Here is a 14,384-nt window from a genome sequence, read left to right as displayed (position 1 = left end):
GCGCTTTTTGGATATCGGTCATTTTACTCAGGCTGCGCCAGGAACCAGCACTTCGGTTGCGATAATCACGATGATCAGGCCCACAAGCACCGGGACCGACGTGCGTTTTACCACTTCGAACGGCGAGATTTTTGCCATCCCGGCGACCGCGACTACGACACCTGATACCGGCGAAATGGTACGACCGAGGTTAGACGCCTGCAGCATGGGAATGGAGAGGTAAGCCGGGTTAATACCGGAGGAGTGAGCCAGTTTTGGGATCATCTCAACGAAGGCGTAGAACGGCGCGTTACCTGAACCGGTGGTCATTGCCGCCAGCATGGTCAGCACCACCAGTACCAGCATCAGGATAATGCTGGCAGAGCCGAACGACGTGGCGATGGAGATGAGGCTCTGAATAAAGCCGATAGTGCTCAGACCCTGCGCGAAGACGCCCGCCGCCACCAACAGCATCACGACGCCTGCAAATGCATCAGCCATACCGCGATACGCCACTTCCAGGCCAGAAAATACCTTCTGAGTGTTGAAACCGCGAATAAATTCCAGCATGGCGGCCAGCAGCATACAGATAACCAGAATGGTAATGATGTGCAGCTGTGGTCCCCATTTGCCGTCAAAAATCAGCACGCCGATGATAGGCGTGAACGGCAGAATGGAATAGAACGCCGGGGCGGTGGTGGTGATTTCATTCACGTCCATCATTTCGTGGCTGATGTGCTCTTTTTTATCGAGATAACGCTGCCAGAAGAAATGCGCGATGCCCATGCCCACGATAGCCACAATGGAAATCGGCAGCGTGGTTTTAAAGGCGAAATCGATGAGTGACATTTCCGCGGCTTTCGCCGCCAGTACGACGTCGCCAGAGGTAGGGGAGAGAATAATGGCCGCCGGAGAGGCGCAGATAGCCGCCGCTGCACCACGGCTAATGCCGACGTTAACCATCACCGGGAACAGGGTAGCCATTAGCAACACCCCCAGGCCAGTCGCGGACGACACGGCCAGCGACATCAGACAGGCGAGGAAGTAGGCTGCCACCATCAGCAGATACGGGGAGTTGATGTACTGCAGCGGTCTGGAGGCCAGCTTCACGACCATATCGTTGGCACCAATATGGGTCATGTAGGCGGCAAAACCGCACAGCATCATGATCATCATGCCCAGATCGCCACCGCGGCTCATGAGCAGAATTTTAATGTATTCAACAATGTCTGTGGCGGTATACCCGGTGCTCGCTGCGCTGGCGGGTAAGACCTGGTGACCCATCAGGGCGCTAACGATCAGCAAGGCCAGGCCGCCGACAAATAACACGCCCGTGGCGGAATACCCCTTAATGATGTAGCGTGCTACACCGACAATGACGACGACTCCGATAAGGAGCTCGAAAAACGTAAGCATGATTTCCCCTGTATCCTTGCTGCCCGAGAGCACAAATAATCAATAAAAAAGAAGGATGAGAATGTGCCGAATTAATGGCCAGTCCTTGCTGATTAAAATCAATAAATATACTACTAAAGCAGATGTTAGCGATATTTTTGCCATGGTGATGGCAATAATGACATATGGGTATTGACCGGTGACAACAGTGGAGTATGTCATTTAAATGCTAATGATTTGTTAATTAATTGATTCTATATTAACACGTTCTTGAATAAGTGTGGAAAAGACTTTTCCTGCCGGTGCGCGTTGGTGAGGGGGTCCGTACAGCGTTTCGCGGGAAAGGGGCTGGGCAGCACGAAAACTCTGGCTGTAGTGGCTAATGATAATCTTTATACCTTGAAGACAGGGCGTTATGTTTGCCCTGAAAACCATATTAATAGAGTGGTTATTTTTGCCGGTGGGCATTATTAAAAAAGGTTTAAACGCGCCCGGGAGAAGATTATTCAACACGCCGCCGTGCCGCTCTCAGAATATTCTCGCAAAGTGGCTGATTAATTAGGAGTAATGCCGATGCCGTTAAGGCTCCATTCAACTATTGTATGGTAAACTTTGCCTCGAATACTAAGAATGGTAATTGCATTGTGATCGTACGTAATAAATTTTTCTTCATTTTTCTGTTTATTTTTGCACAGTTAACGCTCTCTTCTGTGGCACAGGCTGAAGAGAACGCGACGGATAAGGGCTGGTTCTCCACCTTTACGGATAATGTTTCGCAGACCTGGAATGCGCCAGAGCACTATGATCTCTACGTGCCGGCCATCACCTGGCATGCACGCTTTGCCTATGACAAAGAAAAGACCGACAAATATAACGAGCGCCCGTGGGGGGCAGGTTTTGGTCAGTCGCGCTGGGACGAAAAGGGCAACTGGCACGGTATTTATCTGATGGCCTTTAAAGACTCCTTTAACAAATGGGAACCGATCGGTGGCTATGGCTGGGAGAAAACCTGGCGTCCCTTAGCTGACGACAACTTCCACGTTGGCCTGGGCTATACCGCCGGGGTGACTGCACGCGACAACTGGAACTATATCCCCATTCCGGTTCTGCTGCCGCTGGCCTCAATTGGTTATGGTCCTGCAACGTTCCAGATGACCTACATTCCCGGTACGTACAACAACGGTAACGTTTACTTCGCCTGGATGCGTTTTCAGTTTTAACTGAAAAAAGCTGACAAAGCGGTGAAAAAAATGCGCAGTCGTTGATTCATATGGGATAAAAATCCGCCAGCGAAAATTAACGCGACTTTAGTCACTTTTTATCAAAGATCCGCTGGACAAAAGGTCCCACAATTGTTGTACTGGTAACCGACACAGCATTTGTGTCGTTTTTTAATGTAAAGGTAATTTTGATGTCTAAGATTAAAGGTAACGTTAAGTGGTTTAATGAGTCCAAAGGATTCGGTTTCATTACTCCTGAAGATGGCAGCAAAGACGTGTTCGTACACTTCTCTGCAATCCAGTCTAATGGTTTCAAAACTCTGGCTGAAGGTCAGCGTGTAGAGTTCGAAATCACTAACGGTGCCAAAGGCCCTTCTGCTGCTAACGTAATCGCTCTGTAATTCAGACGCGTCAGCAAGAATTTCAAAACCCGCTCACTGAGCGGGTTTTTTTCGTTTTGCATCAGCCAAGCAGATACATCTTCAGGAAGCTGGCAACGATCAGCACGCTCAACAACACCACGCCTGCGCTCATTAAACTCTCTTTCATTCTGTCACCCTCGTTCTGTATTGGCACCAGAGTGACAGAGAAAAATTAAGCCAACATTAACGCTTCGGCAGTTAGTGGGGGCTGGCGGAAGAAAATAGCCAGAATGCGATCCCGGTCATCGCAAAAGAGCCGAGCATATTTATCGCAACGTTCAGCAACGCCCAGCCGATACGGCCTTCCTGAAACAAAAACACCGTTTCCGCAGAAAAGGTGGAGAAGGTGGTTAAACCGCCGCAGAACCCGGTGGTAATCAATACTTTCCACATGGGATCGATGTGCGTCATACGGTTAAACCAGGCCAGACCCATGCCTATGATAAACGCACCAATCAGGTTTGCTGCCAGTGTTCCCATTGGAATCGCCTGATGCAGTGGATTAAACCGCATACTCAGGAACCACCGCGCAACGCTCCCCGTCCCCCCACCAATAAAAACAGCTAAAAGGAGTTGTAACACTGTAAATACCTGCTATTTGATGTGTAAGAGTGGCGAGTTTAACGCTGTTTATAATCAGGGGACAAATATGTATGTTGCGGTAGGGCAGTTTGCGGTCACGCCTCGCTGGCATGAGAATGCGGCGCAGTGTGTCTCGCTGATGAAACAGGCACAACAGAAGGGGGCGTCGTTGCTGGTGCTGCCGGAAGCCTTGCTGGCTCGCGATGATAACGACCCGGATTTATCGGTGAAATCCGCGCAGCCGCTTGATGGCGCGTTTTTACAGCAATTACTGGCCGAGAGTGCGGGTAATGACATGACCACAATGTTGACGGTCCATGTGCCGTCAACCCCTGGCCGGGCAGTTAACACACTGGTAGCCATCCGTGGCGGCGTCATCATCGCCAGCTATGCCAAGCTTCATCTCTATGATGCGTTCAGTATCCAGGAGTCGCGCCTGGTTGACCCGGGGGAGTGCGTTCCGCCCCTGATCGCGGTTGATGGTTTAAACATTGGGCTGATGACCTGCTACGATTTGCGTTTTCCTGAGCTGGCGTTGAGCCTGGCATTACAGGGAGCGGATGTGCTTGTTCTGCCTGCCGCGTGGGTTAAAGGGCCGCTGAAAGAGCATCATTGGGCCACGTTGCTTACGGCGCGCGCGCTGGATACCACCTGTTATGTGGTCGCGGCAGGGGAGTGCGGCAATAAAAATATCGGGCAGAGCAGGGTGATTGACCCGCTGGGCGTCACGATTGCCGCTGCAGCGGAAGGTCCGGTTTTACTGATGGCGGAGATAATTTCGGAAAGGATAGCGCTTGCACGGCAGCAATTACCTGTTCTTCGCAACCGACGTTTTGCGCCACCGCAATTATTGTGATGTTTTTTTCAACAATGCTTGATTCACCTTGTTACAGGTTGCTATTGTGTGCACGCGCCAAATGACCGTTAATATGATCCGGTTTTGACGCTGAATGCAGCCTGTTTTAAGTAAAGAAGGTATCTATGGGTGAGATTAGTATTACCAAACTGCTGGTGGTTGCCGCACTGGTCGTCCTGCTGTTTGGTACCAAGAAGTTACGCACGCTGGGTGGTGACCTGGGTGCCGCCATCAAAGGCTTTAAGAAAGCGATGAACGACGATGACGCGGCAGCGAAGAAAAGCGCCGAGGATACCGTTCCGGCTGAAAAGCTCTCTCACAAAGAGTAACGGCAATGCCTTAAGGCTTGCGAAAAAAAACCGGCTCAACAGGCCGGTTTTTTTGTATTCCTGTAAGTGAATATTACAGGGTTATTTAACTTCTTCGCCTTTTGCCTGCATATCGGCATGGTAAGAGGAACGCACAAACGGACCGCAGGCAGCATGGGTGAAGCCCATCGCCATCGCTTCCGCTTTCATCTCATCAAACTCATCCGGGCTAACGTAGCGCTGCACCGGCAGGTGATGACGGCTTGGCTGCAGATACTGGCCCAGCGTCAGCATGGTCACGCCGTGGCGACGCAGATCGCGCATCACTTCGATGATTTCGTCATTGGTCTCACCAAGGCCAACCATCAGACCTGACTTGGTAGGGATATGTGGATGCGCTTCTTTAAAACGCTCCAGCAGCTTCAGGGACCAGTTGTAGTCAGCACCCGGACGCACCTGACGGTAGAGACGCGGTACGTTCTCCAGGTTGTGGTTAAAGACGTCTGGTGGCGTTGCGGTCAGGATATCCAGCGCGCGGTCCATACGACCACGGAAATCCGGCACCAGCGTCTCAATCTTAATGTTCGGGCTTTTCTCGCGAATGGCAGTAATGCAGTCAGCAAAGTGCTGAGCACCCCCATCACGCAGGTCATCACGGTCAACGGAGGTAATGACCACATAACGCAGCGCCATATCAGCAATGGTCTGCGCCAGTTTTTGAGGTTCGTTTGCATCCGGCGCTACCGGGCGGCCATGAGCAACATCGCAGAACGGGCAACGGCGGGTACAGATAGCACCCAGAATCATAAACGTCGCGGTGCCGTGGTTGAAACACTCAGCAAGGTTCGGGCAAGAGGCTTCTTCACATACAGAGTGAAGGCCATTCTTACGCATCGCCGCTTTGATCCCCTGGATACGCGAAGAGTCGGCCGGAAGTTTGATTTTCATCCATTCCGGTTTTCTTAACAGCGCCTCGCGCTCTGTAGCCACGTTTTTAACCGGGATAAGGGCCATTTTATCGGCATCGCGGTATTTAACACCGCGTTCCATCACAATGGGTTTACTCATAGCGTGCGTGTTCCAGTTGCGAATATCGAAGGAAAGCGTTTCAATTCAAGGGAATGTTGTATTTATCAACTATTTTTGAACGAACGACAGGCAGTATATCATTGAAACGGTCGTTAAAGCAGCCTGCCAGGTCGCCAATTTGTAAAATAGTTGTTGTTTTGTGCCTTTTGCCCTGCGTGCGGCAGGGGCTTGTGCTGTGTCAACCTGTCAGAAGGCCTGGCGGATGATGCGGATCACATTTTCAAGTACCGGATCGCGCAGACTGAGCTTATTGTAATGCAGTGAAATCTCAATAGATTCTGCATTCAACTGGCTGAGCGGAATGCTCTCCAGCGGCCAGCATTTCCGCAGCAGATGATACAGGCGCGAAGGCATGATGCAGAGCATGTCACTGCTGCCAATCAGGGACGCGGTAGTGAACATATTGTAACTGCTGAAGCTTATCTGGCGCTCCGGGAAAATGTCATCGATACGCTGGCGCAGCGCATGATGAGACTGTCCTTCCGTCATAAATGACGAGTGATCGTAGTTACGCAGATTTTCTATGGTGAGCGGCTCGCTGAGCACCGGATGCTGCTGGCGACAGACCAGCACCAGGTTGTCGGCATAGAGGACATTTTGCCCCAACGCGCGGGCGCTGAAGCTGCCGCTGTCGATAATTAAATCGGTCTGGAACTGGGCAAGCTGCACGTCAGGTTCGCTGATCGGTACATTACGCAGCAGCAGCTGCGGCGCATGCTCTTTTACGGCCTGGTAAATGGCAGGCATAACCAACACCCCCACAGAGGGAGAGCAGCCGATGGTGATGGTTCGTTGTTTGTCGTAGCTTCCGGTTAAATCCAGCGCGCCCAGAATCGACTCCAGCCCCTGGCTGATGTACTCATGCAGATGCGTGGCGTAAGCCGTGGGGGTGACACCCTGTCCCTTACGAATAAATAACGGGTCCGGAAATATAGCGCGCAGCTTTTGAATAGACTGGCTTATTGCAGAGGGCGTGAGATTAAGAATTTTCGCAGCGTTAACGATACCCTTATGGACATATACCGCCTCAAAAATAGTCAGTAAATTGAGATCAATATTACGTAAAGTCCGAAAAATTTGCGGCTTGTCTTCGCCACCGAGTTCATTCAGGCGTTTGGCTGGTAAATTATTATACTCCACGCTTTTACTCCGTACACATTCACAACATGAATGATAGTTGAATTTATTTATTATGCTTGTAGAGATTCGTAAAGTGTTGGTTTTGTTTCACTTGTTTATCAAAAACAACCAGTTGAGTGATTATCACGCAAGTTACTTAGGTCCTGCACGCAGCGCTGACGGGAGGCTAAATAATATGGAACGGTAATATTCGAGCGCTTCGAAAATATAGAATCTGCGGATTATTGTAAAGTGTAAAAGCGGCAATTAAATCGTGGCCCGTCAAATTATCGAGCCACGATGTATAATATATTAAGCAGTGATATATTTGTGCGGGGGATTGTTAAGTAGTGCTAACATATTAGCTAAGAGCACAGGACGGATATTTTCTGTTGTTGCCGTATCAACCCACTGGCACATTTGCGTCATTTCCATCCCGGCATAGCCGCAGGGATTGATGCGCTGGAAGGGCTTCAAATCCATATTAATGTTCAAAGCCAGCCCGTGAAACGAGCAGCCTTTACGGATACGCAGCCCCAGCGAGCAGATCTTCATCTCGCCCACGTAGACTCCCGGTGCGTCGGCCCGCGGATGCGCATCAATACCGTATTCCGCCAGTGTGTTGACGACCGTTTGCTCAAGCAGAGTGACCAGTTCACGTACGCCCAGCTTTCTGCGTTTGAGGTTCAGGAGAACGTACATCACCTGTTGCCCTGGGCCATGGTACGTAACCTGCCCGCCGCGGTCGCTCTGAATAACCGGGATATCGCCCGTCATCAATAAATGTTCCGCTTTTCCCGCTTGCCCCTGCGTAAACACCGGCAGGTGTTCTACCAGCCAGATTTCATCAGGGGTGGTGTCATCACGTGAGTCGGTGAAGTCATGCATAGCCTGGGAGACAGGCTCATAAGGTTGCAGCCCGAGATGACGGACAAGAATTTTATCCTGATACAAAACGACGTCTCCGAAGACGAGGGACAAAAGATGAGGGGGAGTATATCACAGCGGGGGAGAGGGGTTACCCGGCAAACCGGGTAACCGCAGAGGGACTACAGCACCATACGAACAATTTCGATATTGCCGAGCTCTTCGTACAGCGTCTCAACCTGCTCAATGTGTGTTGCGGTAATGGTAATAGATACCGAGTGGTAGTTGCCCTTGCTGCTTGGTTTTACTGACGGAGAGTAGTCACCCGGCGCATGGCGCTGTACCACTTCAACCACCTGATCAACCAGCTCAGGTTTCGCCAGACCCATTACTTTGTAAGTAAATGGGGTAGGGAATTCAAGCAGTTCGTTAAGTTTGGTTTTCATGTCAGCTCCGGCGTAACGTCAAAAAGAATAACTCCCACGTCAGGTGGGAGTTATCAGGATACTTAGTATATGGGGATCAAAATCACACTTTCAAGTGTTCGATTTTTAGCCAAACCAGTGATGGAACATCAATTTAATGTAATCAATGATTTTGCCGAAGAAATTGCCTTCAGGAATTTCCTGCAGGACAACCAGCGGGCGCTGATCGATAGTTTTGCCATCCAGCTGGAAGTTAATGGTGCCTACAACCTGGTTTTTCTGCAGCGGTGCATGCAACTCGGTGGTGTTCAGCACGTAGCTGGCTTTCAGGTCTTTCATGCGTCCGCGTGGAATGGTCAGGTACAGATCTTTGTCCACGCCCAGGGAGGCGCGATCGTTATCACCAAACCAGACCGGCTCAGAGGCAAACTCTTTACCTGCTTTCAGTGGGTTCACGGTTTCGAAGAAACGGAAGCCCCAGGTCAGCAGTTTTTTGCTTTCTGTCTCACGGCCTTTAAAGGTACGACCGCCCATCACGGCAGAGATCAGGCGCATCTGACCTTCGGTAGCAGAGGCGACCAGGTTGTAACCCGCTTTGTCGGTATGACCGGTTTTGATGCCGTCAACGTTCAGGCTGTTATCCCACAGCAGGCCGTTACGGTTGGTCTGGCGAATACCGTTGAAGGTAAACTCTTTCTCTTTATAGATGGCGTATTCGTTCGGTACATCGCGGATCAGCGCCTGGCCAATCAGCGCCATATCGCGCGCAGAGCTGTACTGACCCTCCGCATCCAGGCCGTGAACGGTCTGGAAGTGGCTGTTTTTCAGGCCCAGCGCAGAAACGTAGCTGTTCATCAGGCCCACAAACGCATCCTGGCTGCCCGCAGCGAAATCGGCCATGGCGACACAGGCGTCGTTACCGGACTGCAGGTTGATACCACGAATCAGCTGAGAGACAGGAACCTGCATACCCGGTTTCAGGAACATTAAAGAGGAGCCTTTAAAGACCGGGTTGCCGGTTGCCCACGCATCGTTACCGATGGTGACCAGGTCTGTTTCTTTAAATTTACCAGCCTTCATCGCCTGGCCGATAACGTAGCTGGTCATCATTTTCGTCAGGCTGGCCGGATCGCGGCGGGCATCGGCATTCTGTTCTGCCAGAACTTTGCCAGAGTTGTAATCGATCAGGATGTAGGATTCCGCATCGATTTGCGGAACGCCAGGGATCATGGTCTTGATGTTCAGGTCATCGGCGTGAGCTGCGGAGAGCGCAGCAGCGCAAAGGGCCGTGGTCAGCGCCATGCGCTGCACAAAACGAGCAGAAAAAGTGGTCTTCATGGTCAGAACTACGACATCCGTGATGGAATTAAAAAAAGTGCCTTACTATAGCAAATGCTATTCAGGCAGGCATCCGACTTTAAGCATGAGTTTGTGAATGACTTTTACACAAACTGACAATTCGGATGCCGCCGATACATTACTTCGCTACAGCGATAAATGACTGGAGTTGCGCTTCATTTTGCAGACGCTGCTGCAGGGTCGCTGCCTGCGATTTGCTGGCAAACGGTCCCATCTGAATACGCCACACCGCCCCGTTTTGTTCAACGCGGCCTGGAACGCCAAACTGCTGGCTCAGGCGCTGTTGATACTGCTGCGCGCGGGCCTGATCGCTGACGGCGCCCACCTGAACGACAAAGCCGCCGCTGGAAGCGGCAGCAGTCGCTGCTACCGCTGCGCTCTGGGTCGTTGCCGGAGCGGTGACGGGGGCAGGCTGCTGCGCAACGGGGGCGGCAACAGGCGCCGGGGTAGGCTCACTGCCTTCCAGCACGCCGGAGGCCAGGGTCGTTGGAGCCCCCAGGAAACCGCTACTCTTTACCGGTGCGCCAGTGCTGTCATCGCTTTGCAACGTGTCGTTGCTGATAGGACGCACTTCGCCTGCTGGCTGAGAAGGCTCGGCTGGCGATGAGACGCTCCCCATGCCACCGTCAAGATTCGGACGGTCGGGAAGGGCGTAGGTCTGTTTCGCCACTGTCGTACACGCGGTACCCGGCCCGGAGAGCGAGCCATCCGGTGCCACGATAATGGGGTCGATACGAACCTTGGTATTGTTCGAGGTGTTCAGGCGGTCGGCGGAGGCGCGCGACAGCGAAATCACACGGTCGTTACCGTACGGACCGCGATCGTTAATGCGGACCACGATCATACGGCCGTTCGCCAGGTTGGTGATACGCGCGTAGCTTGGGATAGGCAGCGTCGGGTGTGCCGCAGTGAGTTGAGTCGGGTCGAACGCTTCTCCTGATGCCGTCAGGTTGCTCCCGGGTTCCGCATCATAAATGGCGGCGAAACCCGCCTGGCTGAAACGGGAAGGGTCCTGAACGATTTTGTAGCTTTTGCCGTCGCGCTCATAATCCTGATTCGCGCTGGCGTTGAGCGGTTCATAAACGGGATCGGCGCCGCTGATTTCAACGATTGGGCCATTACACACCGCAGGCTGCGGCGGCGCGACGGTTGCCTGTTGCTGACCATCATCACTTGTGCACGCCGCAAGTAAACTTGCCGCAATGCAGATCCCCAGCCACTGCTTACGCATTCCGATCCCCTTATTTTTATACGCTTTTTGACAACATTTTTCTGTGGGTATGGATCGACATCACGATACCAAACCCGGCCATCAACACGATCAGTGCCGAGCCTCCGTAACTCACCAGCGGAAGCGGAACGCCTACAACCGGCAGAATACCACTCACCATACCAATATTTACGAAGACATAAACGAATAAAATCAACATTAACCCGCCCGCCATGACGCGGCCAAAGGTGGTTTGCGCGCGCGCGGCAATCCACAACCCGCGCATGATTAACAGTACATACAGCGCGAGTAAGATCAAGATGCCGACCAACCCAAGCTCTTCCGCCAGGACCGCAAAGATAAAGTCGGTATGGCGCTCTGGTAAGAACTCCAGCTGCGACTGGGTGCCGTGCAGCCATCCTTTACCGCGCAGGCCACCGGAGCCAATCGCGATCTTGGACTGAATAATATGATAGCCCGCACCCAGCGGATCGGTTTCCGGATCGAGCAGCATCATCACGCGCTGGCGCTGGTAATCATGCATCAGGAAGAACCAGAGAATAGGGATGAACGCGGCAACCAGCACCACCGCAATACCAATCAGACGCCAGCTCAGGCCCGACAAGAAGAGAACAAACAGGCCGGAGAGGGCGATGAGGATCGAGGTACCAAGGTCAGGCTGCGCCGCCACCAGCAACGTTGGCAGGAAAATCAATACCAGCGCGATGGCCGTGTTTTTCAGTGATGGCGGACAGACGTCGCGGTTGATAAAGCGTGCCACCATCAGTGGAACGGCGATTTTGGCAATTTCCGAGGGCTGGAAGCGAACTACGCCGAGATCCAGCCAGCGCTGTGCGCCTTTGGAGATGGCCCCAAAGGCATCTACCGCAACCAGCAAAATAATACAGAAGATGTAGAGATAGGGGGCCCAGCCTTCGTAGACGCGTGGCGGGATCTGCGCCATGACGACCATAATGACCAGCCCCATCGCGATCTGGCCAATTTTGCGCTCCATCATGCCGATGTCCTGGCCACTGGCGCTCCAGATAACCAGAGCGCTGTAGACCAGCAGAGCCAGCAGGATCAGCAGCATGGCTGGGTCGATGTGGATTTTATCCCACAGCGATTTTTTATTTGGATTATCCGTCATGATTATTGGTCCTCCGCCGCAGCGGCCGCCGGGTTTTCAGCTGGCAGTTCGGTGTTGTTATCACCCAGCATGATGTGGTCGAGGATTTGGCGCATGATGGTGCCCACGGCTGGCCCTGCGCCACCGTTTTCCAGAATCATTGCCACCGCCACCTGCGGGTTATCATAAGGTGCAAATGCCGTCATGAGCTTATGGTCACGCAGTCGTTCGGCAATGCGGTGCGCGTTATAGGTTTCGTTGGCCTTCAGGCCGAAGACCTGCGCCGTACCGGATTTGGCGGCCACTTTATACGGTGCACCGGCGAAATACTTATGCGCGGTACCGTTCGGGCGGTTTGCCACCCCGTACATCCCGTCTTTGGCGATCTCCCAGAAGCCGGAGTGAATATCCCCTACTGGCGGTTCATGCGGCTGGATCCACGGCACTTTTTTGCCCTCTTCAACGGTACTTTGCAGCAGGTGCGGGACTTTCACCACGCCGTCGTTGATAAGGATCATCATCGCTTTGTTCATCTGCAGCGGGGTTGCGGTCCAGTAGCCCTGGCCGATACCCACCGGAATGGTATCACCCTGATACCACGGCTTTTTAAAGCGCTTTAGCTTCCACTCGCGGGTTGGCATGTTGCCGGAGCGTTCTTCGGCGAGATCGACCCCGGTGTAATGGCCGTAGCCAAATTTGCTCATCCATTCTGACAGGCGGTCAATACCCATGTCGTAGGCCACCTGATAGAAGAAGGTATCCGCAGACTCTTCCAGCGATTTCGTCACGTTCAGATGACCGTGGCCCCATTTTTTCCAGTCGCGATAGCGTTTCTCTGAACCCGGTAACTGCCACCAGCCCGGGTCAAACAGGCTGGTGTTGCGGTTGATGACACCCGCGCTCAGCGCCGAGACGGCGACGTAAGGTTTCACCGTGGACGCCGGCGGATAGACCCCCTGCGTGGCGCGGTTGACCAGCGGCGTGTTCGGGTCATTAAGCAGGCCGGAGTAGTCCTTACTGGAAATCCCATCGACAAAGAGGTTAGGGTCGTAGCTTGGCATGGAGACCATCGCCAGAATGCCGCCGGTACGCGGATCGGTCACGACAACTGCCGCACGGCTGCCTGCCAGTAAGGTTTCAATATACTGCTGGAGTTTCAGGTCGAGCGTCAGGTAGACGTCATGTCCTGCCTGCGGCGGCACCTCTTTCAGCTGACGAATAACGCGGCCACGGTTGTTAACTTCCACCTCTTCATAGCCGGTCTGCCCGTGCAGGACATCTTCGTAATAGCGTTCAATTCCCAGCTTACCGATATCGTGCGTCGCGGCGTAGTTTGCCAGCTTGCCGTCTTTATCGAGACGCTCGACGTCTTTGTCGTTGATCTTGGATACGTAGCCGATCACGTGCGTCAGCGCGGAACCGTAAGGGTAGTAGCGACGTTTGTAGCCTTTCACTTCCACACCGGGGAAACGGTACTGGTTGACGGCAAAGCGGGCGACCTGGACTTCCGTCAGGTTGGTTTTAACCGGAATGGAGGTAAAACGGTGAGAACGGGCGCGCTCTTTCTTGAACGCAGCGATATCGTCATCGTTAAGATCGACAACGCTTCGCAATGCTTCCAGCGTATCCTGCACGTTGTCGACTTTTTCCGGCATCATCTCAATCTGGTAGATGGTGCGGTTTAAGGCCAGCGGGGTGCCGTTACGGTCGTAAATAATGCCGCGGCTGGGGGCGATAGGCACCAGCTTGATGCGGTTTTCGTTTGAGCGCGTCTGGTAATCGGTATAGCGGACAATTTGCAGATTATAAAGGTTGGCGATCAGCACGCCGGTAAGCAGCAAAATCCCCGTAAAGGCGACCAGCGCCCGGCGCACAAACAGCGCGGACTCAGCCGTATAGTCGCGAAAAGAATTCTGTAGTTTCATCCGCTGCTTAATCTACCCTGGTCAGTCATTACTCGCGGTGATAGGGGTGGTTGGTAGTAATGCTCCACGCGCGGTACAGGCTTTCTGCCACCAGTACCCGAACGAGCGGGTGGGGAAGCGTCAGCGCGGAGAGAGACCAACTTTGTTCTGCCGCCGCTTTACAGGCAGGGGGCAACCCTTCAGGCCCGCCAATCAACAGACTGACGTCACGACCATCCTGCTTCCAGCGCTCCAGTTCGTGCGCCAGCTGCGGCGTATCCCAGGGCTTGCCTGGAATATCGAGGGTCACGATGCGGTTTTTGCCTGCGGCAGCCAGCATCAGTTCTCCCTCTTTATCAAGAATGCGTTTGATATCCGCGTTCTTGCCGCGCTTTCCGGCGGGGATCTCCACCAGCTCGAACGGCATATCTTTAGGGAAACGACGCAGATATTCAGTAAAACCGGTTTGTACCCAGTCCGGCATTTTGGTGCCGACGGCGACCAGCTGCAACTTCACGCA

Annotated in this window: 15 protein-coding genes; 4 read left to right on the top strand and 11 right to left on the bottom strand. The window is 53.0% G+C overall.

Going from position 1 to position 14,384, the window contains the following annotated elements; all coding sequences use genetic code 11:
- Nucleotides 1-27: 27 nt before the first annotated feature.
- Nucleotides 28-1,395 carry an anaerobic C4-dicarboxylate transporter DcuC gene (gene dcuC, locus ACOTX3_RS06795; protein WP_020685657.1) on the bottom strand — a complete coding sequence of 456 codons (1,368 nt, stop codon included), beginning with the start codon at nucleotides 1,393-1,395 and terminating at the stop codon, nucleotides 28-30.
- Nucleotides 1,396-1,976: 581 nt separating this feature from the next.
- On the opposite strand from dcuC, the gene pagP reads away from it, so the two are divergent.
- A complete protein-coding gene (gene pagP, locus ACOTX3_RS06790) occupies nucleotides 1,977-2,594 on the top strand; it encodes a lipid IV(A) palmitoyltransferase PagP (protein ID WP_155687007.1) in 618 nt (205 codons plus the stop codon).
- 191 nt (nucleotides 2,595-2,785) lie between these two features.
- Complete coding sequence (cspE, locus tag ACOTX3_RS06785) at nucleotides 2,786-2,995, top strand: transcription antiterminator/RNA stability regulator CspE (protein WP_002439184.1); 210 nt, start codon at nucleotides 2,786-2,788, stop codon at nucleotides 2,993-2,995.
- A 219-nt stretch (nucleotides 2,996-3,214) separates the two neighbouring features.
- Here cspE and crcB read toward each other — a convergent pair whose 3' ends face one another.
- A complete protein-coding gene (gene crcB, locus ACOTX3_RS06780; RefSeq protein WP_029882131.1) occupies nucleotides 3,215-3,598 on the bottom strand; it encodes a fluoride efflux transporter CrcB in 384 nt (127 codons plus the stop codon).
- Nucleotides 3,599-3,665: 67 nt separating this feature from the next.
- Here crcB and ACOTX3_RS06775 point away from each other — a divergent pair, with 67 nt between their 5' ends.
- Together ACOTX3_RS06775 and tatE are read left to right on the top strand one after the other, a co-directional pair.
- Nucleotides 3,666-4,454 carry a deaminated glutathione amidase gene (locus tag ACOTX3_RS06775; RefSeq protein ID WP_038980982.1) on the top strand — a complete coding sequence of 263 codons (789 nt, stop codon included), beginning with the start codon at nucleotides 3,666-3,668 and terminating at the stop codon, nucleotides 4,452-4,454.
- 125 nt (nucleotides 4,455-4,579) lie between these two features.
- The gene (gene tatE, locus ACOTX3_RS06770) at nucleotides 4,580-4,783 is read left to right on the top strand and encodes a twin-arginine translocase subunit TatE (protein WP_013097596.1); all 204 of its coding nucleotides are present in this window, start codon (nucleotides 4,580-4,582) and stop codon (nucleotides 4,781-4,783) included.
- 81 nt (nucleotides 4,784-4,864) lie between these two features.
- Here the strand turns inward: tatE and lipA are convergent, their stop codons facing one another.
- The 9 genes from lipA to rlmH all read right to left on the bottom strand — a co-directional run bounded on the left by lipA (nucleotide 4,865) and on the right by rlmH (nucleotide 14,381).
- On the bottom strand, nucleotides 4,865-5,830 hold the full coding sequence (gene lipA / locus ACOTX3_RS06765; protein ID WP_013097595.1) for a lipoyl synthase: 966 nt from the start codon (nucleotides 5,828-5,830) through the stop codon (nucleotides 4,865-4,867).
- 207 nt (nucleotides 5,831-6,037) lie between these two features.
- Nucleotides 6,038-6,991 carry a YbeF family transcriptional regulator gene (locus ACOTX3_RS06760; RefSeq protein ID WP_127869246.1) on the bottom strand — a complete coding sequence of 318 codons (954 nt, stop codon included), beginning with the start codon at nucleotides 6,989-6,991 and terminating at the stop codon, nucleotides 6,038-6,040.
- Nucleotides 6,992-7,282: 291 nt separating this feature from the next.
- The gene (gene lipB, locus ACOTX3_RS06755) at nucleotides 7,283-7,924 is read right to left on the bottom strand and encodes a lipoyl(octanoyl) transferase LipB (protein ID WP_058679342.1); all 642 of its coding nucleotides are present in this window, start codon (nucleotides 7,922-7,924) and stop codon (nucleotides 7,283-7,285) included.
- Between the two features lie 95 nt (nucleotides 7,925-8,019).
- A complete protein-coding gene (gene ybeD / locus ACOTX3_RS06750) occupies nucleotides 8,020-8,283 on the bottom strand; it encodes a DUF493 family protein YbeD (RefSeq protein ID WP_003858718.1) in 264 nt (87 codons plus the stop codon).
- Between the two features lie 105 nt (nucleotides 8,284-8,388).
- Nucleotides 8,389-9,600, bottom strand: a complete 1,212-nt coding sequence (gene dacA, locus ACOTX3_RS06745) for a D-alanyl-D-alanine carboxypeptidase DacA (RefSeq protein WP_013097592.1) — start codon at nucleotides 9,598-9,600, stop codon at nucleotides 8,389-8,391.
- A 139-nt stretch (nucleotides 9,601-9,739) separates the two neighbouring features.
- The gene (rlpA, locus tag ACOTX3_RS06740; protein WP_058679341.1) at nucleotides 9,740-10,852 is read right to left on the bottom strand and encodes an endolytic peptidoglycan transglycosylase RlpA; all 1,113 of its coding nucleotides are present in this window, start codon (nucleotides 10,850-10,852) and stop codon (nucleotides 9,740-9,742) included.
- Between the two features lie 16 nt (nucleotides 10,853-10,868).
- On the bottom strand, nucleotides 10,869-11,981 hold the full coding sequence (gene mrdB / locus ACOTX3_RS06735) for a peptidoglycan glycosyltransferase MrdB (RefSeq protein ID WP_013097590.1): 1,113 nt from the start codon (nucleotides 11,979-11,981) through the stop codon (nucleotides 10,869-10,871).
- 2 nt (nucleotides 11,982-11,983) lie between these two features.
- Nucleotides 11,984-13,885 carry a peptidoglycan DD-transpeptidase MrdA gene (mrdA, locus tag ACOTX3_RS06730; RefSeq protein WP_013097589.1) on the bottom strand — a complete coding sequence of 634 codons (1,902 nt, stop codon included), beginning with the start codon at nucleotides 13,883-13,885 and terminating at the stop codon, nucleotides 11,984-11,986.
- Nucleotides 13,886-13,913: 28 nt separating this feature from the next.
- Nucleotides 13,914-14,381 (bottom strand): 23S rRNA (pseudouridine(1915)-N(3))-methyltransferase RlmH, encoded by a 468-nt coding sequence (rlmH, locus tag ACOTX3_RS06725; protein ID WP_058679340.1) that lies wholly within the window; start codon nucleotides 14,379-14,381, stop codon nucleotides 13,914-13,916.
- Between the last annotated feature and the right edge of the window lie 3 nt (nucleotides 14,382-14,384).

Origin of the sequence: Enterobacter cloacae complex sp. IR5384 (genome assembly GCF_049237265.1) — a bacterium.
Taxonomy (GTDB): domain Bacteria; phylum Pseudomonadota; class Gammaproteobacteria; order Enterobacterales; family Enterobacteriaceae; genus Enterobacter; species Enterobacter cloacae.
The sequence above is the reverse complement of the archived record's forward strand: the minus strand, read 5'-3'. Positions and strand labels throughout refer to the sequence as shown.